General features: G+C 64.3%; 25 protein-coding genes. 17 read left to right on the forward strand and 8 right to left on the reverse strand.

Annotation, left to right across the window (positions count from 1 at the left end):
- Window positions 1-124 precede the first annotated feature (124 nt).
- From ACVIHF_RS40120 to ACVIHF_RS40130, 3 genes are all read left to right on the forward strand, one after another.
- A complete protein-coding gene (locus ACVIHF_RS40120) occupies window positions 125-616 on the forward strand; it encodes a DUF2852 domain-containing protein (RefSeq protein WP_253604484.1) in 492 nt (163 codons plus the stop codon).
- 153 nt (window positions 617-769) lie between these two features.
- Window positions 770-1,534 (forward strand): serine O-acetyltransferase, encoded by a 765-nt coding sequence (locus ACVIHF_RS40125; RefSeq protein ID WP_456793666.1) that lies wholly within the window; start codon window positions 770-772, stop codon window positions 1,532-1,534.
- Between the two features lie 276 nt (window positions 1,535-1,810).
- Entirely contained in the window at window positions 1,811-2,974 is a 1,164-nt protein-coding gene (locus tag ACVIHF_RS40130) for an IS4 family transposase (RefSeq protein WP_253605569.1), read from the forward strand.
- Between the two features lie 89 nt (window positions 2,975-3,063).
- Here ACVIHF_RS40130 and ACVIHF_RS40135 read toward each other — a convergent pair whose 3' ends face one another.
- Window positions 3,064-4,137: a tartrate dehydrogenase gene (locus ACVIHF_RS40135; protein WP_253604478.1), complete on the reverse strand. Its 1,074-nt coding sequence runs from the start codon at window positions 4,135-4,137 to the stop codon at window positions 3,064-3,066.
- Between the two features lie 20 nt (window positions 4,138-4,157).
- Entirely contained in the window at window positions 4,158-5,471 is a 1,314-nt protein-coding gene (locus tag ACVIHF_RS40140; RefSeq protein WP_456793667.1) for an MFS transporter, read from the reverse strand.
- A gap of 252 nt (window positions 5,472-5,723) precedes the next feature.
- On the opposite strand from ACVIHF_RS40140, the gene ACVIHF_RS40145 reads away from it, so the two are divergent.
- The 13 genes from ACVIHF_RS40145 to ACVIHF_RS40205 all read left to right on the forward strand — a co-directional run bounded on the left by ACVIHF_RS40145 (window position 5,724) and on the right by ACVIHF_RS40205 (window position 17,611).
- Window positions 5,724-6,641: a LysR family transcriptional regulator gene (locus ACVIHF_RS40145; protein ID WP_092087561.1), complete on the forward strand. Its 918-nt coding sequence runs from the start codon at window positions 5,724-5,726 to the stop codon at window positions 6,639-6,641.
- Between the two features lie 471 nt (window positions 6,642-7,112).
- Window positions 7,113-8,600 carry a glycoside hydrolase family 71/99 protein gene (locus tag ACVIHF_RS40150; protein ID WP_253604473.1) on the forward strand — a complete coding sequence of 496 codons (1,488 nt, stop codon included), beginning with the start codon at window positions 7,113-7,115 and terminating at the stop codon, window positions 8,598-8,600.
- A 24-nt stretch (window positions 8,601-8,624) separates the two neighbouring features.
- On the forward strand, window positions 8,625-9,365 hold the full coding sequence (locus tag ACVIHF_RS40155) for a class I SAM-dependent methyltransferase (protein WP_057016230.1): 741 nt from the start codon (window positions 8,625-8,627) through the stop codon (window positions 9,363-9,365).
- 70 nt (window positions 9,366-9,435) lie between these two features.
- Window positions 9,436-9,756, forward strand: coding sequence for a LysR substrate-binding domain-containing protein (locus ACVIHF_RS40160; protein ID WP_456793668.1), 321 nt, complete (start codon window positions 9,436-9,438; stop codon window positions 9,754-9,756).
- A 930-nt stretch (window positions 9,757-10,686) separates the two neighbouring features.
- The gene (locus ACVIHF_RS40165) at window positions 10,687-10,878 is read left to right on the forward strand and encodes a hypothetical protein (RefSeq protein WP_225648378.1); all 192 of its coding nucleotides are present in this window, start codon (window positions 10,687-10,689) and stop codon (window positions 10,876-10,878) included.
- A 5-nt stretch (window positions 10,879-10,883) separates the two neighbouring features.
- Complete coding sequence (locus ACVIHF_RS40170; RefSeq protein ID WP_028332852.1) at window positions 10,884-11,639, forward strand: metal ABC transporter ATP-binding protein; 756 nt, start codon at window positions 10,884-10,886, stop codon at window positions 11,637-11,639.
- A gap of 5 nt (window positions 11,640-11,644) precedes the next feature.
- The gene (locus ACVIHF_RS40175; RefSeq protein ID WP_168857863.1) at window positions 11,645-12,514 is read left to right on the forward strand and encodes a metal ABC transporter permease; all 870 of its coding nucleotides are present in this window, start codon (window positions 11,645-11,647) and stop codon (window positions 12,512-12,514) included.
- 5 nt (window positions 12,515-12,519) lie between these two features.
- Window positions 12,520-13,392, forward strand: a complete 873-nt coding sequence (locus ACVIHF_RS40180; RefSeq protein ID WP_253604471.1) for a metal ABC transporter substrate-binding protein — start codon at window positions 12,520-12,522, stop codon at window positions 13,390-13,392.
- A 55-nt stretch (window positions 13,393-13,447) separates the two neighbouring features.
- The gene (locus ACVIHF_RS40185; RefSeq protein ID WP_225163849.1) at window positions 13,448-14,503 is read left to right on the forward strand and encodes a CobW family GTP-binding protein; all 1,056 of its coding nucleotides are present in this window, start codon (window positions 13,448-13,450) and stop codon (window positions 14,501-14,503) included.
- Window positions 14,503-15,522, forward strand: a complete 1,020-nt coding sequence (locus tag ACVIHF_RS40190) for a WD40 repeat domain-containing protein (protein WP_176937088.1) — start codon at window positions 14,503-14,505, stop codon at window positions 15,520-15,522. Before ACVIHF_RS40185 ends, ACVIHF_RS40190 begins: the two co-directional genes overlap by 1 nt.
- A 98-nt stretch (window positions 15,523-15,620) precedes the next feature.
- Window positions 15,621-16,337 (forward strand): MgtC/SapB family protein, encoded by a 717-nt coding sequence (locus ACVIHF_RS40195; protein ID WP_038384367.1) that lies wholly within the window; start codon window positions 15,621-15,623, stop codon window positions 16,335-16,337.
- Between the two features lie 81 nt (window positions 16,338-16,418).
- Window positions 16,419-16,751: a hypothetical protein gene (locus tag ACVIHF_RS40200; RefSeq protein WP_092087548.1), complete on the forward strand. Its 333-nt coding sequence runs from the start codon at window positions 16,419-16,421 to the stop codon at window positions 16,749-16,751.
- 119 nt (window positions 16,752-16,870) lie between these two features.
- Entirely contained in the window at window positions 16,871-17,611 is a 741-nt protein-coding gene (locus ACVIHF_RS40205) for an acetoacetate decarboxylase (RefSeq protein ID WP_076827705.1), read from the forward strand.
- Window positions 17,612-17,733: 122 nt separating this feature from the next.
- On the opposite strand, the gene ACVIHF_RS40210 is transcribed toward ACVIHF_RS40205, so the two are convergent.
- The 6 genes from ACVIHF_RS40210 to ACVIHF_RS40235 form a co-directional block, all read right to left on the reverse strand.
- A complete protein-coding gene (locus tag ACVIHF_RS40210) occupies window positions 17,734-19,176 on the reverse strand; it encodes a homospermidine synthase (protein ID WP_028341360.1) in 1,443 nt (480 codons plus the stop codon).
- A gap of 40 nt (window positions 19,177-19,216) precedes the next feature.
- Window positions 19,217-19,606 (reverse strand): RidA family protein, encoded by a 390-nt coding sequence (locus tag ACVIHF_RS40215; protein WP_456793669.1) that lies wholly within the window; start codon window positions 19,604-19,606, stop codon window positions 19,217-19,219.
- 92 nt (window positions 19,607-19,698) lie between these two features.
- Entirely contained in the window at window positions 19,699-19,866 is a 168-nt protein-coding gene (locus tag ACVIHF_RS40220) for a hypothetical protein (RefSeq protein WP_456793670.1), read from the reverse strand.
- Window positions 19,867-19,878: 12 nt separating this feature from the next.
- Window positions 19,879-20,496 (reverse strand): GNAT family N-acetyltransferase, encoded by a 618-nt coding sequence (locus ACVIHF_RS40225; protein WP_456793671.1) that lies wholly within the window; start codon window positions 20,494-20,496, stop codon window positions 19,879-19,881.
- A gap of 130 nt (window positions 20,497-20,626) precedes the next feature.
- Window positions 20,627-21,769, reverse strand: a complete 1,143-nt coding sequence (locus tag ACVIHF_RS40230) for a type III PLP-dependent enzyme (protein WP_456793672.1) — start codon at window positions 21,767-21,769, stop codon at window positions 20,627-20,629.
- A gap of 671 nt (window positions 21,770-22,440) precedes the next feature.
- Entirely contained in the window at window positions 22,441-22,701 is a 261-nt protein-coding gene (locus ACVIHF_RS40235) for a hypothetical protein (RefSeq protein ID WP_168857868.1), read from the reverse strand.
- Between the two features lie 130 nt (window positions 22,702-22,831).
- Here ACVIHF_RS40235 and ACVIHF_RS40240 point away from each other — a divergent pair, with 130 nt between their 5' ends.
- The gene (locus ACVIHF_RS40240; RefSeq protein ID WP_456793673.1) at window positions 22,832-24,919 is read left to right on the forward strand and encodes a M3 family metallopeptidase; all 2,088 of its coding nucleotides are present in this window, start codon (window positions 22,832-22,834) and stop codon (window positions 24,917-24,919) included.
- Window positions 24,920-24,931 lie beyond the last annotated feature (12 nt).

Here is a 24,931-nt window from a genome sequence, read left to right on the forward strand (position 1 = left end):
ACGGCCAAGCCAAAAATAATCCGAGGGGTGCGTCACCCGCGCTGCTTGACTTTCCCAAGGGATCGGCTACCTATGTAAATGTTATTTACATTCACAACGGCGTGATGCCGTGATGGAGAAGGAAATGGCCTACACCGCTGATGTCAATCGCTGGCGCGGCCCCGTCGAAGAGCCCTACCGTCCCTACTTCTACGCGACGCCGTGGCATCCCCTGAAGATCGCCGGGATCATCCTCGGCTTCATGATCTGGTGGCCGATCGGCCTCGCCCTTCTCTTTTTCACACTCGGGAGCAGAAAGATGGCCTGTTGGAGTCACTACGATCAGGATCGCTGGGCGAACAAGATGGAGCGCATGCAGGACAAGATGGAGCGGATGAAGAGCCGCATGGAGCGCCGCGGCTTCCCGTTCGGCGGCTTCGGTCCGCCCTCCAGCGGCAACCGTGCCTTCGACGAGTACCGCCAGGACACGCTGCGCCGTCTCGAGGAGGAGCAGGTCGAGTTCAAGAACTTCCTCGATCGCCTGCGCCACGCCAAGGACAAGGAAGAGTTCGACGCCTTCATGGCGCAGCACAAGACCCGTCCGACCCCGCCGACCGACCAGCCGCCGCAGGGCTGATCGCGCGAGGCAATAGCTAGCCTTCAGGCGATGTGCCCCCATAGAACCTGATGGCCCTGAGCCGCCCGTTTGCGATGAGCAAGCGGGCGGTTTGCATTTTGGGATGGTGACGCCCACTCTATCGTTTGGGATCCGGACGATGAGGTGAAGACCATGGCGGGATCAGCGACAGTGACGGCCGGCGAGCTCTGGCTCGCGATCCGGCGCGAAGCGGAGGCGGCGATCGCGGCCGATCCGTTCCTCGAGGCGTCGGCCGCCTTCATTCTCGATCAGGGCGACCTCGGCGGTGCGCTCGCTTTTCTGATCGGCCGGCATATCAGCCGCGCGAATGAGGATCGCGCGCAGTTCGCGCGGACCGCCCGCGAAGCCTATGCGGCCGAGCCCGTGCTGGTCGATGCCGCGGCCACCGATCTCACGGCCATCGTGCGCCGTGATCCGGCGATCACGGGCTTCCTGCCGCCGCTGCTCAACTTCAAGGGCTTCGTCGCGCTGCAAGCCTGGCGGGTATCGAACTGGCTGTGGCGCCAGGACCGCCCCGACCTTGCGCTCATGATGCAAAGCGCGACGGCGGACCAGTTGCAGATCAGCATTCACCCGTCGGCCCGGATTGGAACGGCGGTTTTCCTCGATCACGGCACCGGCATCATCATCGGCGCGCTGGCCTCGGTCGGCGACGAGGTCACGATTTTGCAGAACGTCACCATCGCGCGGCATCAGGACGATCCGCGCCGCGCGCCGAAGATCGGCGACGGCGTGCTGCTCAGCGCCGGAGCAACGGTGATCGGACATCTCTCGATCGGCGATTTCGCCAGGATCGGCGCCGGCGCGCTGGTGACGACGGATGTGCCCGCCGGCTGCACCGCCATCGGCGTGCCCGCGCGGCTGACCAATTGCGCGGAGGCGGGTACGCTTTCGTGAGGTGAGCACCCCTCTCAGGCTCCCTCTCCCCTTGTGGGAGAGGGTGGGGTGAGGGGTGGCCCCGGGCGAGACGGCGAGAGATAGGGCAATCGTTGATCAGCGTGCGCAGCGGGCGTCGCTAATCCTCATGGAGAGCGGAGCAAGTGGTACCCTCTCCCCAACCCTCCCCCACAAGGGCAGGGGTGTCCGGGGAATGATTCACTGTGTCGCGGTGCATGCTCGGCAGGACCGAGGCAAATCGGTCTTTTCTGGTTGTCGAGACACAGAGGGCCGAGCATGCGATATCGCGGTAGCATTTTTGGAAGGCTGCTTGAACCGATCAATCGACGGCAGTTTCAGACGGTTGTGGATCGTCTGGACGGGGATGCCTACGACAAGTCGTTCAGGAGCTGGGATCATCTGGTGGCGCTGATCTATGCCCAGCTTAGCGGCAACAGCAGTCTGCGCGGGGTGGTGACTGGCTTCAACGCCAATTCGCAGCATCACTATCACTTGGGAACCGGCAAGCTGTCGCGCTCGACGTTGTCCGATGCCAATGCCCGCCGTCCGATCGGCATTTTCGCGCAAACCTTTGCGGCGCTGTCGGCGATGGCGCGTCGCCAGCTGCGGAGTGAAGGCATGGAGATGGTGCGTCTGATCGACGCCAGTCCGATCCCGCTCGGCAAGGTCTGCAGTTGGGCGACGTGGAACGGCCGCATCCGCGGCATGAAGCTGCATGTCGTCTACGACCCAAGGAGCGATGTCCCGACCTGCGTCGAGATGACGGCCGCGAACGTCAATGACATCGAGATCGGCCGACAGACCCCAATCCAGCCCGCCACCACCTATGTGTTTGACAAGGGCTATTGCCGTTTCGACTGGTGGCAGAAGATCAATGATAGCAAGGCTTTCTTCGTTACCCGGGCGAAGACGAGCATCCGTCTTCGCTCGCTCAGGCATCGCGCCATCCGCAAGCGTAACGGGGATGGCTTCGAAATCCTTGCCGATGACGAGGTGAAGCTCACCAGCAAGGGCGATTCGCGCCTTCCAATCCCGCTCCGCCGCATCAAGATCAGACGCGAGAAAGGCGGCAAGATCACACTCCTGACCAACGACCTTGTCCGTAGCGCCGTCGAGATCGCCGCCCTCTACAAGAGCCGATGGCAAATCGAGCTGCTGTTCCGCTGGATCAAGCAGCATCTCGATATTCGCAAGTTCCTCGGCGCCAACGACAACGCGATCCGCCTTCAGGTGCTCGCTGCGATGATTGCCTACCTGCTGCTGCGCATCGCCGCTCACACCAACTGCATCAAAATGCTCCCGCTCAGGTTCGCCGAACTCGTCGGCCAGCTCCTGCTCACGCGTCGATCCCTCGCTGCCATCGACAAACCTCCGCCCATCAACCCCAGCCGTCGGAAATCAACCATCTCACCTGACCAGATGGAGCTCCGCTATGCCTGAATTTCCCCGGACACCCCTGCCACAAGGGGGGAAGGGAGTCTGACTAGCGCGCTCGCCTCACTGCGTGATGCGACGAGACCGTCGCCGCCTTACACATTCGATCCATGGATCGCGTCGATCACCGCGTCGGTCACTTCCCTGGTCGTCGCCTTGCCGCCGACGTCGGGCGTCAGCACGCCGGCCGCGCACACCTTCTCGACCGCGGCCATCAGGCGCGCCGCGGCGTCCTTCTCGCCGAGATGCTCCAGCATCTGTGCACCGGTCCAGAAGGTCGCGACCGGGTTGGCGATGCCCTTGCCGGTGATGTCGAAGGCCGAGCCGTGGATCGGCTCGAACATCGAGGGATAGCGGCGCTGCGGGTCGATGTTGCCGGTCGGCGCCACGCCGAGGCTGCCGGCCAGCGCGCCGGCGAGGTCGGAGAGGATATCGGCATGCAGATTGGTCGCGACGATGGTGTCGAGGCTCTTCGGATTGAGCGTCATGCGCACCGTCATGGCGTCGACCAGCATCTTGTCCCAGGTGACGTCGAGGAAGTCCTTCGCCACCTCGGCGGCGATCTCGTCCCACATCACCATGCCGTGGCGCTGCGCGTTCGACTTGGTCACCACGGTGAGGAATTTGCGCGGCCGCGACTGCGCGAGCTGGAACGCATAGCGCATGATCCGCGTCACGCCGACCCGGGTGAAGACAGCGACTTCGGTGCCGACCTCTTCCGGCAGGCCCTTGTGCGCGCGGCCGCCCATGCCGGCATATTCGCCTTCGGAATTCTCGCGCACGATCACCCAGTCGAGATCGCCGACGCCGACATTGCGCAGCGGCGAGGCGACGCCGGGCAGGATCTTGGTCGGCCGCACATTGGCGTATTGGTCAAAGCCCTGGCAGATCGGCAGGCGAAGGCCCCACAGCGTGATGTGGTCGGGCACATCGGGCGCGCCGACCGCGCCGAAATAGATCGCGTCGAAGTTCTTCAGCTCCGCGAGCCCGTCGGCCGGCATCATCACGCCGTGCTTCTTGTAATAGTCCGAGCCCCAGTCGAAGGTCTTGACGTTAAAGCTGATGTCGCCGCTGCGCTTCGCCAGCGCCTCCAGCACGCGGACACCCGCGGAGATCACTTCGGGGCCGATGCCGTCGGCGGGAATGGCGGCGATGGAATGGATACGCATGGGATCGCTCCGATCGATGGTTAGCGGGTTCGCACGGGATTGGGTTGCGGTTCGGATTGTGCCGGCGCGCTCTGCGCGCGCGACAGCAGCAGCGTGAGCACGGCCGAGAGCACCAGGAGGCCGGCGACGAAATAAAGACCGCCGTCGAAACTGCCGGTGCGCTCCTTGATCCAGCCGATCATTGCCGGCCCGACGAAGCCGCCGAGATTGCCGATCGAGTTGATGGTGGCGATCCCGGCCGCTGCGGCCGAGCCGGACAGGAACATGGTCGGCATGCTCCACAGCGGCGGCTTCGACGAGGAGATGCCTATATTGACCAGGGTCAGCGCCGCGATCACGGCGGCAAGGCCGGTCCACAGCCCGGCGAGCGCAAGTCCCGCCGCGGCCATCAGGCAGGCCAGCACCACGTGCCAGGTGCGCTCGCCGGTGCGGTCGGAATGTCGCGCCCATAGCACCATTGCGATGACGGCAACCGTCGCCGGTACGGCGTTGAGGAAGCCGACCTGGATCGACGACAGGCCGAACGCCTTGATGATCTGCGGCGCCCACACCCCAAGTGTGTAGAGCCCGGCCGAGGTGCCGAAATAGACCAGCGCCAGCGCCAGCACCCGCGGGTCGGCGAGGCCGCGCCAGATGCTGTGGCTCGCGGTCGTGGCCTTGCCGTCGTTCTCGGCCTTCATGGTCTTGACCAGCCAGGCGCGCTCGTCGTCGGCCAGCCATCTGGCCTGCTCCGGCCGGTCGGTCAGGAAGCCCAGCACGACGAAGCCCAGCAGCACGGCGGGCACGGCCTCCAGCACGAACAGCCATTGCCAGCCCTTGAAGCCGAGCATTCCGTCCATCTCCAGCAGTGCGCCGGAGAGCGGCGAGCCGAGCACGGTTGAGAGCGGCGCCGCCGCCATGAACAGCGCGGTGACGGCGGCGCGCTGTCGCGCCGGGAACCAGTAAGAGAGATAGAGGATGATGCCGGGGAAGAAGCCGGCCTCCGCGGCGCCGAGCAGGAAGCGCAGCACGTAGAAGCTGGTCGCGCCCTGCACCAGCGCCATCGCCGCCGAGACCAGGCCCCAGGTGATCATCACCCGCGCGATCCAGATCCGCGCGCCGATCTTGTGCAGGATGATGTTGGAGGGCACCTCGAACAGGAAGTAGCCCCAGAAGAAGATACCGGCGCCGAAGCCATAGACGGTCGGCGACAAGCCGATGTCCTTATTCATGGTCAGCGAGGCGAAGCCGATATTGACGCGGTCGATGAAGGCCACGAAGTACAGCAGCATGATGAACGGCACGATGCGCAGTGAGATCTTGCGCAATACGCGCGCGCCAAGCTCGCTTTCCATGGGCTTCTTCCCCCGGGTTCGTCTTGTTTGTTGGGACGGCGCCTGTCGCGCGCCATCGGAAAGCCTAGAAGCTCGCGCCCTTTCGCTTCAACCCACGCCGGTTTATACAAAAAAATGATATAATCGGACCCGGTCTCACTTGGCGTCATGCCCGGCCTTGTGCGGGGCATCCACGTCTTGGCGGCAAAGAAAGACGTGGATGGCCGGGACAAGCCCGGCCATGACGAACGCAGGGCATAAGGAAGCGACGTCTTGGAACTGCACCAGCTTCGTTGCTTCGTCGCGGCTGCCGAGGAACTGCATTTCGGCCGCGCGGCGCAGCGCCTGCAGATGATGCCATCGGCGCTCGGCCGCCACATCAAGCTGCTGGAGGAGGATCTCGGGGTGCGGCTGTTCGCGCGCACCACGCGCGCGGTGTCGCTGACCGAGGACGGCGCTGTGCTGCTGCGCGAGGGCCGCGCGCTGCTCGGCCGCGCTGAGGCGATCGAGAACGGCTTTCGCCGTCGGCTGCGCAAGCCACAGGCGCGCCGCTTCCGGATCGGCGCGATCGACAGCGCGGCGGCCGGCCTGCTGCCGCCGCTGCTGCGCGACCTCCGCGCCGCCCATCCTGATGTTGCCGTGCAACTGCTCGAGGAGAAGACCATCCGCCTGCTGCCGAAGCTGCTGTCTGGCGCGCTCGACCTCGCCTTCGTGCGCCCGCCGGAGCGGCCCGACCGCCGCATCGAGTTTGTCCCGCTGTTGCAGGAGACCGCCGTGGTGGCGCTGTCGCACAAGCACGCGCTGGCGCGGCGCAAGCAGATCGTGCTGCCCGACATCGCGGATCAGCCCCTGATCGTGCCGGAACGCCGCTCGCGGCCGCACAGCCACGATCTGACGACAAAACTGTTCGACGAGGCCGGGCTGACGCCGCGTATCCAGGAGATCGCCGACGAGAAGCAGACCATCGTCAACATGGTCGCGGCAAGGCTCGGCGTCGCCATCGTGCCGCGCTGGACCGCACGGATGGCGATCCCCGGCGTCCGCTTTGTGCCGCTCCGCCTGAAGCGCGGCAGCAGCGCCGGCCGCCTGCCGCTCGCCGCAGCCTGGCTGAAAGGCTCCCGCGATCCGGTCCGCGACCAGGTGATCGCGGTGCTTGAGGCAAGGTTGAAGAGTTACGCGCGCGAGGCGTGAACACGTCTCTCTCTCTCTCTCTCTCTCTCTCTCTCTCTCTCTCTCTCTTCATTCCGGGGCGTGCGAAGCGCGGGCTCGGAATCCATTCCACCACGCGTTTTGCGGATCGATGGATTCGGGACCTGTGTTGCAAAGCGCGGAGCCTCTGTCTTCAATCAATGGTTGGGTCATTCGATTTTTCGACCGTGTCGTCGCGAGGCATGGAGCGCGGTAACGCCTGTGCCCATTTCGGCGGCAGAAAGTTCCTCGATCAACTGAAACGCATGGCGCAGAAAGTTCCACCGATCCCGTTCTGCTTCGACCTAATGTGAATCGCGGCGCAATGCTCGCGAGAACCAAGGCAAGTCTGATGTCACGCTGTTGCATCGATGTTCCGCTTCAACGGATACGATTGCAGTGCGCCGCCACATAAGCGCCCTTTGTTACTTCTTGAATGCATGTCGAGTAACAACCGAAATCCCGAGCCGCATCATGGCGGCTTTGGACCAAGGGAAAGTGATGATGTGGACAGCCCGACACTGCTCGATCCGTCTGCTTGTTGTGCTTGCGACGGCAGTCTCCTCATTCCCAGCCATGGCTCAGGTGAGCAAGGGCAGTCCTTCCGCCGTGGCACCCGCAGCGCCCGCCGCACCAACTGCGGCACCGGCCTCGTCGAGCAAGGTCTCATTAGGTGCCATTCGGTGGGACAATTGGAGTCTCGACAGTCCCTATGGGCAGGTCCTGGCCGACCCTGGATTGCGCGCGCGCGCTCCGTATTACACAGAGCGTCTGCCGAACGGAAATCTCGGTTTTCCCGGAAACACCGAACGAGCACTGAATGCGGACGTGCATTACGCGAAGTCCGCAGGCTTGGATTATTTCATCTTCGGCTACTACCTGGAGAGTTCTTCCTGGGGACGCGATCCCAGTCGAGCCGTGGCGCTCAATCGGGCGTTGGGAAATTTTCTTCGGCTTCCAGACAAGCTCGGCATCAAATACGCGCTGAATTTCAACCTGTCATTCCCCCCTCGTGATGTGCCGATGGTGAGTGATGCAATCAGCAAAGCGGTAGCTGGGCCGGATTACATGCGGGCGAGCGACGGCTCGGCGCCTGTGTTCTTCCTGCTTGGTACGATGACCCCGTGGATAAAGGGGCTTGGGGGTGAAGAGGGTACAAAGGCGGCCCTGAAGGATATGAGGGATCGGGTCAAGGCCGCGACCGGCCGAGATCTCTACCTGGTTGCCTTGCTCTTCAACCTGTCCGAGACGGAGCCCGTTGCTCACAGGATAGGATTTGATGCGGCAAGTACATATGCGACCGCCCTTGGGTCGAATGGAAAATCCCTGCCGTACGCCAGTTGCGCGGCTCTTGCACAGAAAGCCTGGCAAGCCGAAGCCCAGAATGGTTCTGGAGGCTTCCTACCAACCGTGACGCTTGGCTGGGATTATCGACCGGCTTTGCGCGATCCTCAGGAACTGAAAACTCGCAAGCCGAATCCGGACTGGTGTCAACCTGCCACCGATGAGGAATGGACACGGCAAATCCGTGCTGCAATCAGTCAGGCGGCCAACAATCCGCGCAACGATCGCTTCAAGAGCGTTGTGATCTATGCCTGGAACGAGAGCTCCGAAGGCGGCTGGATTCAGCCGACGCTGTCTGAAGGCGTGCGGCGTCTCAAAGTGATCGCCAACGCGGCGGGCCGACGCCCGACACTTCCGCCGTTCAAGCTGGTGTGGCCGACGCGGATCGATCCGAAGGCGTGTGCCGTCGGTTCGTCATCGATCTCAACTACAACGGCTGGCGCCGGATGCAAATCGGCCAGTGATTCGATGACAACTGCGTGGCCATGTCCGCCAGGCATGCAGATTGCAGGCGAGGAATTGCGCCAAGCACCGTCGGAGGATGGAGAAAAAATACCGCTTATCTGGCAGGAGAGGCTCTGCACGCCACAGGGCAAACAACAGCGATCAGTTAATTGAGTCAATATCGACAGGGGGTTCCCAATGGATGAAGTCTGGAGTGATGAGAATACCTTCGTGATCAACAACATGAAGTTTGGCCTGATCAGGCAGAACTTCAATGATGCCAGGACGACGAAGGATTCCATCGCGATCATCAAGAACCGCGGGATGATTGATCGCTACAAAAGCCTCATTCGCGAGAACGGGGTTACCAATATCCTGGAATTCGGCATCTTCGAAGGTGGTTCGGCTTTGCTTCTTGCCGCGATCGAGGAACGTATCAAGTTCGTCGGGATCGATATCAGACCTGCGAGCCCAGCGGTGCTTGGCCTGATCCGCGACCACGGTCTGACGGACCGCGTCAAATTATACTACAATACGTCGCAAGGCGACACCGCGCGCGTCCAGACCATCATCAGGACGGAATTCCCCGGCCAGCGAATAGATATGATTATCGACGACGCCTCGCATCAATACGAGCTCTCGCGAGCAAGCTTCGAGGCGTCCTTCCATTATCTCAAGAGCGATGGTCTCTATCTGATCGAAGATTGGGCCTGGGCTCATTGGGAGGAGCCCTATCAGACGCAGCAATGGACCGATATGCCCGCCCTCACCAATCTGATCTTCGAGCTCGTCATGCTCTGTGGGAGCCGGCCCGATATCATTTCGGAAATGAGCGTTCAGAAGGCGATAGCCATTTTCCGCAAGGGCGAACAAGAGGTCGGAAACTTCAGCCTGTCAAAGCTCTACCGTCATCGCAACAGGTGGACCCCCGCACTGTGACGATGCGCCCGGCTCTTGCCGGAGAGCACACGAGCTCGATCGCTTCCCCCACAACGCGTTATGCCCGGCCTTGCGCCGGGCATTCACGTCTTGGCTGCATAAAAAGCTGTTCGAGGCCGGGCTGACGCCGCTTATCCAGGAGATCGCCGACGAGAAGCAGACCATCGTCAACATGGTCGCAGCAAGGCTCGGCGTCGCCATCGTGCCGCGCTGGACCGCACGGATGGCGATATCCGGCGTCCGCTTTGTGCCGCTCCGCCTGAAGCGCGGCAGCAGCGCCGGCCGCCTGCCGCTCGCCGCCGCCTGGCTGAAAGGCTCCCACGATCCGGTCCGCGACCAGGTGATCGCGGTGCTTGAGGCAAGGTTGAAGAGTTACGCGCGCGAGGCGTGAGGCTGCCTCGTTGCGTGATGGCTCGACGGCCGACGAATGATTTTGGCCGGTTGACCTAGGTCAACGCGACCTGCGCCGGCCGGGTGAGCGTGTCCGGCATGGCGAAGCGTCAGGACTGGGTCATGATCGCAGGGTGCGTTGCTACCGCTTTGGCGGTGGTGGCGCTCGTCGCCCTTTTCTCTGCCTGAGCTGTGTCGCCCCCGTAGTGTTACGGGGATGTCCAGCTAGGTCCCGGAGATAACTGGGTAATTCCCAAAGCTCGAACACCGCTGGCACAAACTGCACTGGCTTGCCGAGTTCCTCCCGGCATAGCTTCCCCTTCCAACGTAGGGCGGCGTTATGGGCAACCTACTTTACAGCGTGTTTGTCGTGCTGATGGGGCTAAGCCCGGTCATCCTCGTGGCGATTGCCATGTTCATAAATTGAGGGCCGGAGCAGTGTCTTTCGGCGTGCCAACCACCAATCCATTCCGCTGGCGTGCTTAGTTACTAAATCCGCGATGCCTTAACCTGGTGAAAGGTTGACGTCAGCGCGGGCGTGTACGCTCGCGCCCATGAATTGGGACCTGCTGTATTTCCGCCTCTCGCTCGTCTGGATGGCGATCACCGCTGCCATGCTGGTCTATGTGCTGGTCGCATAGGGCTATCTCTCCGTCGCCGAAGGCGTTCCGCCGGTATTTTCCCCACGCGCCAATCGAAAACATGCCCGCGAGAATGCGAAGCTGCGTCACCACTAAGGCTGTCATCGCCCGGCTCGACCGGGCGCCCAGTACGCCGCGGCCTCTCGGCTCAAGCACGACTGCCTCTGGAACACTGGATCACCCGCGTGCTCGGCTGTTTGACAATCAGCTCAAATCTCCCCGGTTTTGCGGGTCGGCCATGAGTTCCTCGTTTGTAGACTCGCGTTATGTTATAATATAACAGTCGTTCCATGGCGCATACGCACACCCACGAGCACCACCATCACGGCCACGCCCCCCACGGGCACAGCCACGCCCCGCACGCGCATCCGGCGCAGGCCGCGCACTGGTCGATCCTGCGCATGCCCGTGCCGGCCCGACTGCTCGCGGCGCTCGCGGTCAGTGCCTGCCTGTGGGCTGTCGTCTGGCTGGCGATGAGGTGAGACCGGTGGCTGCTCTTGTTACCTTCCGTGACGTCACGCTCGGTTATGACCGCCACCCGGCGGTGCATCACCTCAATGGCGCAGTCGAGGCCGGTGCGCTGCTCGCCGTGATCGGCCCGAACGGCGCCGGCAAGTCGACCCTGCTGCGCGGCATCGCCGGCGTGCTCAAGCCGCTGTCAGGCGTGATCGATCTCGACGGGCTGGATCATCGCGACATCGCCTATCTGCCGCAATCTGCCGACATCGACCGCAGCTTCCCGATCTCGGTGTTCGATTTCGTCGGCACCGGGTTGTGGCGCTCGACCGGCTTCTTCGGCGGCATCGGCAAGGCCGCGCGCGAGAAGATTTTGGCGGCGCTCGCCGCGGTCGGGCTCAACGGTTTCGAGAACCGCCCGATCGGCACGCTGTCCGGCGGCCAGACCCAGCGCATGCTGTTTGCGCGCGTGCTGTTGCAGGACGCCCGGCTGATCGTGCTCGACGAGCCGTTCAACGCCATCGACGCCAAGACCACCGCTGACCTGCTGGCGCTGGTGAAGCGCTGGAACGGCGAGGGGCGCACCGTGCTGGCGGCGCTGCATGACCTCGACATGGTGCGCAACAATTTCCCGGAGACGCTGCTGCTGGCGCGCGGCCCGGTCGAATGGGGACCGACCGCCGAGGCGCTGACGGCGGACAATCTGATGGTCGCAATGCGGATGTGCGAGGCGTTCGACGATAGCGCCGCGGCCTGCGCCGCCGATCCACGCTCGCGGGCCGCCTGACGCCGATGCTATCCGACGCGCTGGTCACGCCCTTCACCGAATTCGAGTTCATGCGCCGCGCGCTGGCGGCGGTGATCGCGCTGTCGCTCGGCGGTGCGCCGATCGGCGTGTTCCTGATGCTGCGGCGGATGAGCCTGGTCGGCGACGCCATGGCGCATGCGATCCTGCCGGGGGCGGCGATCGGCTTCCTGCTGTCAGGGCTCAACCTGTTCGCGATGACGACCGGCGGCCTGATCGCGGGCTTTGCCGTAGCGCTGCTCGCCGGCCTCGTCGCCCGCACCACCGAGTTGAAGGAGGATGCCTCGCTTGCGACCTTCTATCTGGTCTCGCTCGCGCTCGGCGTCACGATTGTTTCGATCAAGGGCACCAATATCGACCTGCTGCACGTGCTGTTCGGCAACATCCTGGCGATGGACGACCAGACCCTGCTGGTGATCGCGTTCAACGCCACCCTCACGCTCCTGGTGCTCGCGGTGATCTATCGCCCGCTGGTGATCGAATGCGTCGATCCGGTATTCCTGCGCACCGTGAGCCGGGCCGGCGCGCCGGCGCATCTCGCCTTCCTCGCGCTGGTCGTGGTCAACCTCGTCAACGGCTTCCACGCGCTCGGCACGCTGCTCGGAGTCGGACTGATGATCCTGCCCGCGGGCATTGCGCGGTTCTGGTCGCGCGACATCACCACCATGATCTGCATCGCGGTGGTGAGCGCGATGCTGTCGGGCTATGCCGGACTGGTGCTGTCGTACCAGACCCGGATTCCATCCGGCCCCGCGATCATCCTGGTCGCGGCGGGGCTGTATATTGTGTCGCTGCTGTTCGGTAATGTCAGCGGCCTGGTGCGGCAGCTGTTTCCCGGCCGCCATCTCGAGGCGTGAGTACGATGCGGCGATTGTTCGGTTTGATTGGTCTGGCGCTGCTGCTGGCGAGTGGACCGGCGCGCGCCGCCGAGCGCATCAATGTCGTCGCGAGCTTCTCGATCCTCGCCGACATGGTGCGCAATGTCGGCGGCAATAATGTCGACGTGACGGCGCTGGTCGGGCCCGACGGCGACGCGCATGTCTACGCGCCGACGCCGGCGGATGCCAAGAAGGTCGCCGACGCCAAGCTCGTGGTGATCAATGGTCTCGGCTTCGAGGGCTGGATGCCGCGGCTGCTGCAGGCCTCGGGCAGCAAGGCGCCGGTCGCGGTGGCGACCAAGGGGATCATGCCACGAAAGATGGGCGGGCATGACGATCCGCATGCCTGGCAATCCGTGGCCAATGCGAAGATCTACGTCGTCAATATTCGCGACGGGCTGATCGCCGCGGCCCCCGACCACACAGCCATCTTCAAGGCCAATGCCGACGCCTATCTGGCCAAGCTCGAGGCGCTCGACCGCGAGGTGCATGAGGCGGTGGCGAAAGTGCCGGAGGCGCGGCGCAAGGTGATCTCGACCCATGGCGCCTTCGGCTATTTCGCCGACGCCTACGGCGTCACGTTCTTCTCGCCGCTCAGCGTGTCCACGGATTCCGAGCCCAGCGCGCGCGATATCGCCGCCATCATCGCCCAGATCAAGGTTGCGAAAATTCCGGCAGTTTTTCTCGAAAATATCAGCGATCCCCGCCTGATCGAGCGGATCGCGGCCGAGACCGGCGCCCGGGTCGGCGGCACCCTGTATTCGGACGGTTTGACGGCCGAAAAGGGCGATGCACCCACTTACATTGATATGGTCAGGCACAATATAAAGGCCCTGATCAGCGCGCTCGCCGAGTAGGGCAGGGGCCTCCCTGCCTGGATTGAGCGCGGCCCCAAGTTCCTTCGGAGTTGTTATGGCTGAAGCTTCGCAAAAAATTCCTGTGACCGTGCTGACGGGCTATCTCGGCGCCGGCAAGACCACGCTGTTGAACCGCATCCTGTCGGAAAACCACGGCAAGAAATACGCCGTCATCGTCAACGAATTCGGCGAGATCGGCATCGACAACGACCTCATTATCGGCGCCGATGAGGAAGTGTTCGAGATGAACAATGGCTGCGTCTGCTGCACGGTGCGCGGCGACCTCGTCCGCATCATGGACGGCCTGATGAAGCGCAAGGGCAAGTTCGACGCCATCATCGTCGAGACCACCGGCCTTGCCGATCCCGCGCCGGTCGCGCAGACCTTCTTCGTCGACGAGGACGTGCAGAAGAACGCCCGGCTCGACGCGGTCGTGACCGTCGCCGATGCCAAATGGCTGAGTGACCGCCTCAAGGACGCGCCGGAAGCCAAGAACCAGATCGCGTTCGCCGACGTCATCGTGCTGAACAAGACCGACCTGGTCTCCAAGCCCGAGCTCGCCGAGGTCGAAGCCCGCATCCGCGGCATCAATCCCTATGCCAAGCTGCACCGCACCGAGCGTTGCCAGGTCGGGCTGACCGACGTGCTGGAGCGCGGCGCGTTCGATCTCGACCGCATCCTGGAGATCGAGCCGGATTTCCTCGAGGCCGGCGACGATCACGACCATGATCACGATCATCATCACCATGATCATAATCACCACCACCATGATCACGAGCACGGCCATGCCGGGTTGAAGCATTATCACGACGAGGACATGCAATCGCTGTCGCTGCGTTCGGAGAAGCCGCTCGACCCGACCAAGTTCATGCCCTGGCTGCAGCAGCTCGTCGCCACCGAGGGCCAGAAGATCCTGCGCTCGAAGGGCATCCTCGCCTTCACCGGCGATGACGACCGCTACGTGTTCCAGGGCGTCCACATGATGCTGGAGGGCGACCATCAGCGGAAATGGAAGGACGGCGAGAAGCGCGAGAGCCGCGTCGTGTTCATCGGTCGCGAACTGCCCGAGCAGGCGATCCGCGACGGCTTCGAGCAGTGCATCACCACGTGATGAAAGAGTTCGATCCGGGCGAGGCCCCTTCTTCCATCGTTTCGATCACCGACCGCGTCAAGCCGCTGCCGCTCGGCGCGGCGGTGAGCTCGGTGCATTTCCTCGGCGACCGCGCGTTCTTCGTCGGCTCCGAGGAGGGCGTTGCGATCGCGACCGCCGACGGCGAGATCACGCGGACGCAGACGCATTTCGGCGCCATCCTGTGCGCCGCCTCCGACGGTAAGCGGCTCGTCACCGGCGGTGACGACGGCAAGCTGATCGCGATCGACGCCAAGGGCGAGACCTCTGTCATTGCGACCGACGCCAAGCGGCGCTGGATCGACAACGTCGCCCTGCACAGCGACGGCACGCTGGCATGGTCGGCGGGCAAGACCGCGTTCGTGCGCAATCCGAAGGGCGAGGAAAAAACCTTCGAGGTACCGTCGACCGTCGGCGGGCTAGCCTTTGCGCCGAAGGGCCTGCGGCTTGCGATCGCGCATTACAACGGCGTGACCTTGTGGTTTCCCAACATGGCGGCCAATCCGGAGTTTCTGGAATGGGCCGGCTCGCATCTCGCCGTCATGTTCAGCCCGGACAACAAATTCCTCGTCACCGCGATGCACGAGCCCGCGATGCATGGCTGGCGGCTCGCCGACAACCGGCATATGCGGATGAGCGGCTATCCCGGCCGCGTGCGCTCGATGTCATGGAGCGTCGGCGGCAAGGGGCTCGCGACCTCGGGCGCCGACACCGTGATCGTCTGGCCGTTCACCAGCAAGGACGGCCCGATGGGCAAGGAGCCGGCGATGCTGGCGCCGATGCCGGCGCGGGTCGCCGTGGTCGCCTGCCATCCGAAGAACGACATCATGGCGGTCGGCTATGCCGACGGCACCGTGCTGATGGTCCGGCTCGAGGACGGCGCCGAGATCCTGGTGCGCCGGAACGCCGGCACGGCGGTGTCGGCGCTCGGATGGAATGCCAAGGGCACGCTGCTCGCCTTCGGCACGGAAGATGGTGACGCGGGCATCGTGGAAATGTAAGAGATCGCGGCAGACGAAGCGTTTTCGAGCGAAGTGGGTACCGGTTCGCGTGAAGAAAACGCGTCAAAAGACGAAGCTCGCGCCGGGGCCGCAGCGTCATGCGATTTCTCACCACGTTCCAGCTCGCCGACTTCATCGACACGCTGGTCAGCCTGACCACGGCCTTTGTATTCGGCACCCTGATCGGCGCTGAGCGGCAGTACCGACAGCGCACCGCGGGTCTGCGCACCAATGTGCTGGTCGCGGTCGGCGCTGCCGCCTTCGTCGACCTCGCGATGCATCTGGCCGGCGCCGACGGCGCGGTGCGGGTGATCGCCTATGTGGTGTCGGGGATCGGCTTCCTCGGCGCCGGCGTCATCATGAAGCAGGGCATGGACGTGCGCGGCCTCAACACCGCGGCCACGCTATGGGCCTCGGCCGCGGTCGGCTCCTGCGCCGGTGCCGACCTCGTGGCGCAGGCGGCGGCGCTGACCGTGTTCGTGATCGCCGGCAACACGCTGCTGCGTCCGCTGGTCAACGCCATCAACCGCATCCCGCTGAACGAGAAGGCCTCGGAGGCGACCTACTACTTCAAGCTCGCGGTCACTCCCGAGGCATTGCCCGACATGCGCGACCGCCTGGTCGAGAAGCTGGAGGCAGCGAACTACCCGGTTGCCGATGTCGACGTGGTCGAGGCCGGCGACGACTTCCTCGAGATCGTGGCGACGCTGGTCTCGACCGCGGTCGAGCCCAACGAGTTGAACGCCGTGGTGGTCGACCTGCAGCATCAGCCCGGCGTGCGGCACGCGACCTGGGAGGTCAGCACCACGGATTGAGCCGAGGTTCCCGCAGGCACCGCTTCGGAACCATGCCGTGGCGGGATCGTTGACCCCGCGGACAAGGCGCAGGTGAACGAGATGGCTGTGGATCGGACCAGGTTGCGAATCGACATGCTGATCGCCTCGACGCTGGTGGCGGCGGGCGTTGCGATCGCGGTGCTTTCGCTGCACGCGATCAATGCCGCTCCGCCGCAAGAGATCGCGCAGGCGACCCAGCCGCTGCAACCGACGCCGACGCCCGAGCCGCAGCAGACGGCGCCACCGGCCGAGTCGAAGCCCGGCGGCGAGCGGCCGACCACGCCGGCGCCGCAGCCCGCGCGTCCCGACGATGAGGCACGGAAGGCCGGCGCCAAGCCGGTGCTGCCGCCCGCGCCCGCGGAGAAGACCGCGCCGCCGATCGAGAAAAAGTAAGCGCACCGCGGCCCGCATTGTGACGCGGATTTGACGGACGCTGCCGATTATACGGTCTCGCCTCCGCCACCGGCGCACTCCATAATCTGTCGTCTCGCCAACGACAGATGGGGCCTGCCATGAAGATCGAGGACGTCCGGCGCACCGCCTATTCGATGCCGCTTACCAACCCGTCGTTTCCGCCGGGGCCCTACCGGTTCTTCGACCGCGAATATTTCATCATCACCTACAAGACCGACCCGGAAGCGCTCGCCGCCGTGGTGCCGGAGCCGCTCGAGGTCGCCGAGCCTGTCGTGAAGTACGAGTTCATCCGCATGCCGGACTCGACCGGCTTCGGCGACTACACCGAGACCGGGCAGGTGATCCCGGTTCGCTTCAGGGGCGAGGAGGGCGCCTACACCCACGCGATGTATCTCGACGACGAGGGTCCGATCGCCGGCGGCCGCGAGCTGTGGGGATTTCCGAAGAAACTGGCAAAGCCCAGGATCGAGGTCGAGAGCGATGTGCTGGTCGGCTCGCTGCATTACGGCTCGGTGCTCTGCGCCTCCGCCACCATGGGCTACAAGCATCGCAAGGTCGACCACGACACCGTCTTGAAGTCGATGACGGCGCCGAACTTCATTCTGAAGATCATCCCGCATGTCGACGGCAGCCCGCGGATCTGCGAGCTGGTGCGGTTTCATCTGGAAGACATCACGCTGAAGGAGGCCTGGACCGGCCCCGCCGCGCTCGGCCTGTTTCCGCACGCGCTGTGCGACGTCGCCCGCCTGCCGGTGCGCGAGGTGGTCTCGGCGCTGCATTTCAAGGCAGACCTGACCCTCGGCCTCGGCTCGGTCGCGTTCGACTACATGGCGAGATGACGAAGTCATTCCGGGGCAGCGATAAACCATGGTGCGCACTCGCGCACCTGCGAATCTCGCGCAACAATTTCGAGATCCCGGGTCTGCGCGCCGAAGCGCGCATCCCGGGATGACCTTTCGGGTCAGCGCACCAGAATATTCTTGAACTGCCAGGGATCGCTGGTGTCGATGTCTTCCGGAAACAGTCCCGGACGATCCGTCAGCGGGGTCCAGTCGGTGTAGAAACCCTTCACCGGGCCGAGATACGGCAGCTGGATTTCCAAGAGACGATCGAAGTCCATCTCGTCGGCCTCGACGATGCCTTCGTTCGGGTTTTCCAGCGCCCACACCATGCCGCCGAGCACGGCGGAGGTCACTTGCAGGCCGGTGGCGTTCTGATAGGGCGCGAGCTTGCGGGTCTCCTCGATGGAGAGCTGCGAGCCGTACCAGTAGGCATTGTTGTCATGGCCGAACAGCAGCACGCCGAGCTCGTCGATGCCGTCGACGATCTCGTTCTCGTCGAGGATGTGATGCTTTTCCTGCATCTTCGCTGCGCGGCCGAACATTTCATGCAGCGACAGCACGGCGTCGTCGGCCGGGTGATAGGCATAGTGGCAGGTCGGCCGATAGATCGCCGTGCCCGATGCGTCACGCACCGTGAAGTAATCGGCGATCGAGATCGACTCGTTGTGGGTGACGAGGAAGCCATACTGCGCGCCGCGGGTCGGGCACCAGGTGCGTACGCGCGTGTTGGCGCCGGGCTGCATCAGATAGATGGCTGCGCCGCAGCCGGCTTCGTGGGTATGCGCATTCTCGGGCATCCATTTCTCATGGGTGCCCCAGCCGAGTTCGGACGGCTGCACGCCTTCCGACAGGAAACCTTCCACCGACCAGGTGTTGACGAAGACGTCAGGCTCCTTCGGCGATTTGGAGCGCTGGGTGTCGCGTTCGGCGATGTGGATGCCCTTCACGCCGGCCTGTCGCATCAAGTCCGCCCATTCGGCCTTGGTCTTCGGCTTCGGGGCATTGAGCTTCAGATCCGCGGCGACGTTGAGCAGCGCCTGCTTGACGAAGAATGAGACCATGCCGGGATTGGCGCCACAGCAGGAGACGGCCGTCGTCGAGCCTGCGGGGCGCGCCTTCTTGGCGGCCAGCGTCACTTCGCGAAGCGCGTAGTTGGAGCGCGCTTCCGGGCCCTTCGACGAATCGAAATAGAAGCCGAGCCAGGGCTCGTTGACGGTGTCGATGTAGAGAGCGCCGAGTTCGTTGCAGAGCTCCATGATGTCGGTCGAGCCGGTATCGACCGACAGATTGACGCAAAAGCCCTGGCCGCCGCCTTCAGTGAGCAGCGGGCTCAGCAGGTCGCGATAATTGTCCTTGGTCACGGCCTTCTGGATGAATTTGACGTTGTGCTTCTCGCAATGCGCCTTGCGGCCCTCGTCCTTGGGGTCGATCACGGTGACGCGCGACTTGTCGTAGTCGAGATGCCGCTCGATCAAAGGCAGCGTGCCTTTGCCGATCGAGCCGAAGCCGATCATGACAATGGGACCTGTGATCTTCGCGTAGATCTGCGAGGCGGGGCTCATCATTTTCTCCAGGAGAGTGCCTAGCGGCGGACAGAGTGGATCAGGGGTTGCGACGCTTCGCGGTGACTTCGATCTCGACCTTCATCTCGGGCTTGTAGAGCCCCGCGACGATCAGCATCGTTGCGGCCGGGCGGATGTCGCCGAGGACCTCGCCGCAGACCGCGAAATGGGCATCCACGTCACGGGCGTTGGTGAGGTAGTAGGTCGCGCGGACGATGTCGGCCATCGCAAAGCCTCCCTCCTTGAGGGCGGCCTCGATGGTCTTGAAGCAGTTCCGTGACTGGCTCGTGACATCTGCCGGCATGGTCATCGTGGCGTAGTCATAGCCCGTGGTTCCCGCGACGAAGGCGAAGTCGCCGTCGATCACGGCACGGCTGTAGCCGGCGGTCTTCTCAAAGGGCGAGCCGGTGGAAATCAGGCGGCGGGACATGTTGGACCTCGACTGAAAATGGCTTTGCGCGGGGTTTACGGACATTTTCGGCGCCCGCGCAACCCCTTGGTTCAGGCCTGGTGCGGCCGGCACTAATGGGACTGCTGCGTGGCGTCCGGCGGCGATGGCGGCGTGCCGGTCCAGCGCCGGACCAGGATATCCCTGACGATCATCACCGAGATCAGGATCAACATGACCGTGGTGACGAGGCCGCGCCAACGCGGGCGCGCGCCATCGGTGATGGGAAGGTGCTCCGACATGGGCGGCCCGCCTTACGCCGCGTGCGGCACGGCGAGCGGTGCCTTCCGGGTCCGGGATCGCGTCCGCGATGCCTTGGCCTCGGGCAGCGGCGCGCCGGTCGGCGTGATCATGCCCCAGGCGCCATCCAGCGCGCCCGCGACAAGCTCGACGCCGAGCAGCCGCTCGCGCTCGAATGTGCCCGGCAGCGACAGGTCGCCGGTCTTGGCCGCGGTGAAGCCGAAGCGGGCGTAGTAGGGCGCATCGCCAAGCAGGATCACGGCGCCGTGGCCGCGCGCCTTGGCGACTGCCAGCGCGCGCTGCATCAGCGCGGCGCCGATGCCGAGGCCGCGGCAGTCGTCATCGACTGCCAGCGGCCCCAGCATCAGCGCGCTGCGGCCCCCCGCGCTGACGTGCCACAACCGCACGGTTCCAACCAGCCGGCCGTCCTGGCGCACGGCCGCAAGGCTCAGGCCTTCGGCGGGCGCGCGTCCGTCGCGCAGGCGCTGGCAGGTGCGCGTATGGCGATCACAGCCAAAGCAGGCATCCAGCAGCGCTTCGCGTGCGACGACGTCCGAGCCACGCTCCGCACGGATCGCGAACGGGGCGGCATCTCGGATGAGGGCAACGGGGGTGTTCCGTTTTGCAGTCATGGCACGTCAGTCCCCGCTTGCAACGGCATGTCGTACGCCGCGGCAAGCGTCGTTCAGGAAAATCAAAAATGATCGGGGAGGAGCCGGCGGGGCCGGCTCCCGGTTTATCGGGCCTCGAAAACGAGGCGGGTCAGATGTGGTAGGTCTTCAGCGGCGGAATGCCGTTGAACGCCACCGACGAGTAGGTCGACGTATAGGCGCCGGTGCCTTCGATCAGCAGCTTGTCGCCGATCTCGAGCGTCACCGGGAGCGGATACGGCAGCTTCTCGTACAGCACGTCGGCGCTGTCGCAGGTCGGGCCCGCGAGCACGCACGGCGTTATGTCCGCCCCGTCATGCGGGGTGCGGATGGCGTAGCGGATCGACTCGTCCATCGTCTCGGCGAGACCGCCGAACTTGCCGATGTCGAGATAGACCCAGCGCACCTCGTCCTCGTCGCTCTTCTTCGAGATCAGAACGACTTCGGTCTCGATGATTCCAGCATTGCCGACCATGCCGCGTCCCGGCTCGATGATCGTCTCCGGGATCTGGTTGCCGAAATGCTTGCGCAGCGCGCGGAAGATCGACCGGCCATATTGCAGGACCGGCGGAACGTCCTTGAGGTACTTGGTCGGGAAGCCGCCGCCCATGTTGACCATGGTGAGGTTGATCCCGCGCTCGGCGCAGTCACGGAACACGGTCGACGCCATCGCGAGCGCGCGGTCCCACGCCTTCACCTTGCGCTGCTGCGAGCCGACATGGAACGAGATGCCGCACGGCTCCAGGCCCAGGCGCTTGGCGAGGTCGAGCACGTCGACCGCCATCTCCGGGTCGCAGCCGAACTTGCGCGACAGCGGCCACTCGGCGCCGGCGCAGTCATAGAGGATGCGGCAGAACACCTTGGCGCCGGGGGCGGCGCGGGCGATCTTCTCGACCTCGGCGGCGCAATCGACCGCGAACAGGCGAATGCCGAGCGCGAAGGCACGCGCGATGTCGCGCTCCTTCTTGATCGTGTTGCCATAGGAGATGCGGTCTGGCGTCGCACCGGCGGCCAGCGCCATCTCGATTTCCGCGACCGTCGCGGTGTCGAAGCAGGAGCCGAGCGAAGCCAGCAGCGACAGCACTTCGGGCGCAGGATTGGCCTTCACCGCATAGAACACGCGGCTGTCCGGCAGCACCTTGGCGAAGGTCTGGTAATTGTCGCGCACGACTTCGAGGTCGACGACGAGGCACGGCTCGGTGTCGAGTCCATCCTGGCGGCGGTGGCGCAGGAATTCCTGGATACGTTCAGTCATGGCACTCTCCAACGGTCCCAGCGACGGGATCCGCATCAACGTGACGTCGGGTAAGAGCGCTTCGGCCACATCGCGCGATGGAGGCGCGTTGAGGCCAAGAGACTCAAACCAGACTGTGCTGCCGTGGATTGGTTGGGAGAGTTTCCCGCCCGATCACCTGGCAATGAAGGACAAGCCTTTTCAGTAGCCCGGGCCGGCGTTGGACCGCCGGTAGAGACCAAAAAAGCCCGATCCGTCGTTGCTTTAAGTCGCGTCCCCCGTTGAGAGCGGGGTGCGCCGGTTCGCCTCCGGCTGCCAGTCACGGTTGCAAAGAGTGGTGAGACCTTCAACGGCATCCCTGGAGAGAGATGCTGGCCGCCTCGTGTCCTGATGGACGTAAGCGACCCTCGGTTCTTCCACCCCTTGGCGGCTGTCCGGCCTCTTGTCCGGATACCTACCGACTGACACACGACCACAGGCACGTGCGAAATTGGGCAAGGCAGGAAATAAGTCTTTTGACTTCGTGGCGCAAGAATTTTTTTGCGATAGCGGCAAATTTCCCTAACGCGTGCTTGCGATGTCGCGCGGAGCACGCGTCGGATGCGCTGAAGATGAACGGCTGTTAAGAATGACTAACGAAGCGTGTGTGCGTTTTAGCCTTGTGCCGCAGTGCTTTCTTGAATCGCTCAAGCTCACGCGCGACGCGTGAACGGCTCGACGCGTTGCGCTGCGCGGATGAAGGCGATCATGATCAGCACGCCGATGCCGAACAGCACCGCCTGCAGGATGTGCGCGGCGACGTCGTCGAGCCCGAGCAGAATCGCGAGCGCCCAGCCGCCGGCGAACGCCGCGCCGAACACTTCCGCGCCGATCAGGATCGCCGCCGAGATCACGGTGATGACGCTTGGCCAGGCGATGGTGCGGTTGCCTGAGTTGGAGGGCTGCATGGTCATGAAATAGGTCCTGTTCAGGGGGCGCAATCTCTCCGAAAAGTGCCCATCTATCAAGCGCAAAAGGCCCAAAAATGCCGTATCGCGTGATATAGATTGGGCAGCATTTTCAAGGCGAAAAACGGGACATTCGATGTCAGAAACCAGCGCAGACGCCAAGGCTCAGGCTCTTGCCAACCCCCTCCTGAAGGCATGGCGGACGCCGCTCGAGACGCCGCCGTTCGCCGAGATCAAGCCGGAGCATTTCCTCCCCGCTTTCGAGCAGGCTTTCGCCGATCATTCCGCGGAAGTGACTGCGATCACCCATGATCCGGCGCTGCCCGACTTCGACAACACCATCACCGCGCTGGAGCGCTCCGGCAAGCTGCTGTCGAAGGTCTCGGCGGTGTTCTACGACCTGGTCTCGGCGCATTCGAGCCCGGCGATCCTGGAGATCGACAAGGAGGTGTCGCCCCGGATGGCGCGGCACTGGAATCCGATCATGATGAACGCTGTGCTGTTTGGCCGCATCGCCATGCTGCACGAGAAGCGCGCCTCCCTCGGCCTGACTGGCGAGCAGATGCGGCTGCTGGAACGCACCTACACCCGCTTCCGCCGCTCCGGCGCCGGCCTCGACGATGCGGCAAAGGCCCGCATGGCCGAGATTAACGAGCGCCTCGCCCATCTCGGCACCTCATTCAGCCATCATCTGCTCGGCGACGAGCAGGAGTGGTTCATGGAGCTCGGCGAGGCCGACCGCGCCGGCCTCTCCGACACATTTGTGGCGGCTGCCAAGGCTGCGGCGGAAGAGCGCGGCATGCAAGGCAAGGCGATCGTGACGCTGTCGCGCTCCTCGGTCGAGCCGTTCCTGCAGAGCTCGTCGCGGCGCGACCTGCGCGAGAAGGTCTACAAGGCCTTCACGGCGCGCGGCGACAATGGCAACGCCAACGACAACAACGCGACCATCGTGGAGATCCTCAGGCTGCGCGAGGAGACCGCCAAGATCCTGGGCTTCCCGACCTACGCCGCCTACCGCCTCGAGGATTCCATGGCCAAGACGCCGGAGGCCGTACGCGGCCTCCTGGAGCGGGTCTGGAAGCCGGCGCGAGCGCGGGCGCTCGCCGACCGCGACGCGCTGCAGGCGCTGATCGCGGAGGAGGGCGGCAATTTCACCCTGACGTCCTGGGACTGGCGCTATTACGCCGAGAAGCTGCGCCAGCGCCGCGCCAATTTCGACGATTCCGCGATCAAGCCCTATCTGGTGCTCGACCACATGATCGAGGCTGCGTTCGACTGCGCCACCCGCCTGTTCGGCGTCACCTTCGAGGAGCGCAAGGATATCCCGGTGTGGCATCCGGACGTCCGGGTCTGGGAGGTCAATGGCCGCGATGGCCAGCACAAGGCGCTGTTCTACGGCGACTACTTCGCGCGACCCTCGAAGCGCTCCGGCGCCTGGATGACCTCGCTGCGCGACCAGCAGAAGCTCGACGGCGACGTCGCGCCGCTGGTCATCAATGTCTGCAACTTCGCCAAGGGCGCCGATGGCGCGCCGTCGCTGCTGTCGCCCGACGACGCGCGGACCCTGTTCCACGAGTTCGGCCATGGCCTGCACGGCATGCTGTCCAACGTGACCTATCCGTCACTGTCCGGAACCAGCGTGTTCACCGACTTCGTCGAGCTGCCGTCGCAGCTCTATGAGCACTGGCAGGAGCGGCCCGAGGTGCTGCAGCGCTTCGCCCGCCACTACCAGACCGGGGAGGCGCTGCCGGACGATTTGCTCAAGCGCTTCCTCGCCGCGCGCAAGTTCAACCAGGGCTTTGCCACCGTGGAGTTCGTCTCCTCGGCGCTGGTCGACCTCGAATTCCACACCCAGCCGGCGGCGGCGAGCTGGGATGTCCGCGCCTTCGAACAGAAGGAGCTCGAGAAGATCGGCATGCCCGCCGAAATCTCGCTGCGGCACCGGCCGACCCAGTTCGGCCATATCTTCTCCGGCGACCACTATGCGTCGGGCTACTACAGCTACATGTGGTCGGAGGTGATGGACGCCGACGCCTTCGGCGCCTTCGAGGAGGCCGGCGACATCTTCGATCCCGCGACCGCCAAGCGGCTGCATGACGACATCTATTCGTCGGGCGGCTCGCGCGATCCGGAGGAGGCCTATGTCGCCTTCCGCGGCCGCGAGCCCGAGCCGGACGCGCTGCTGCGCCGCCGTGGCCTGCTCGAAACGCCTGAGGCGGCCTGAGGTGCGGCCGTC

This window comes from Bradyrhizobium sp. USDA 4506 (assembly GCF_054058795.1).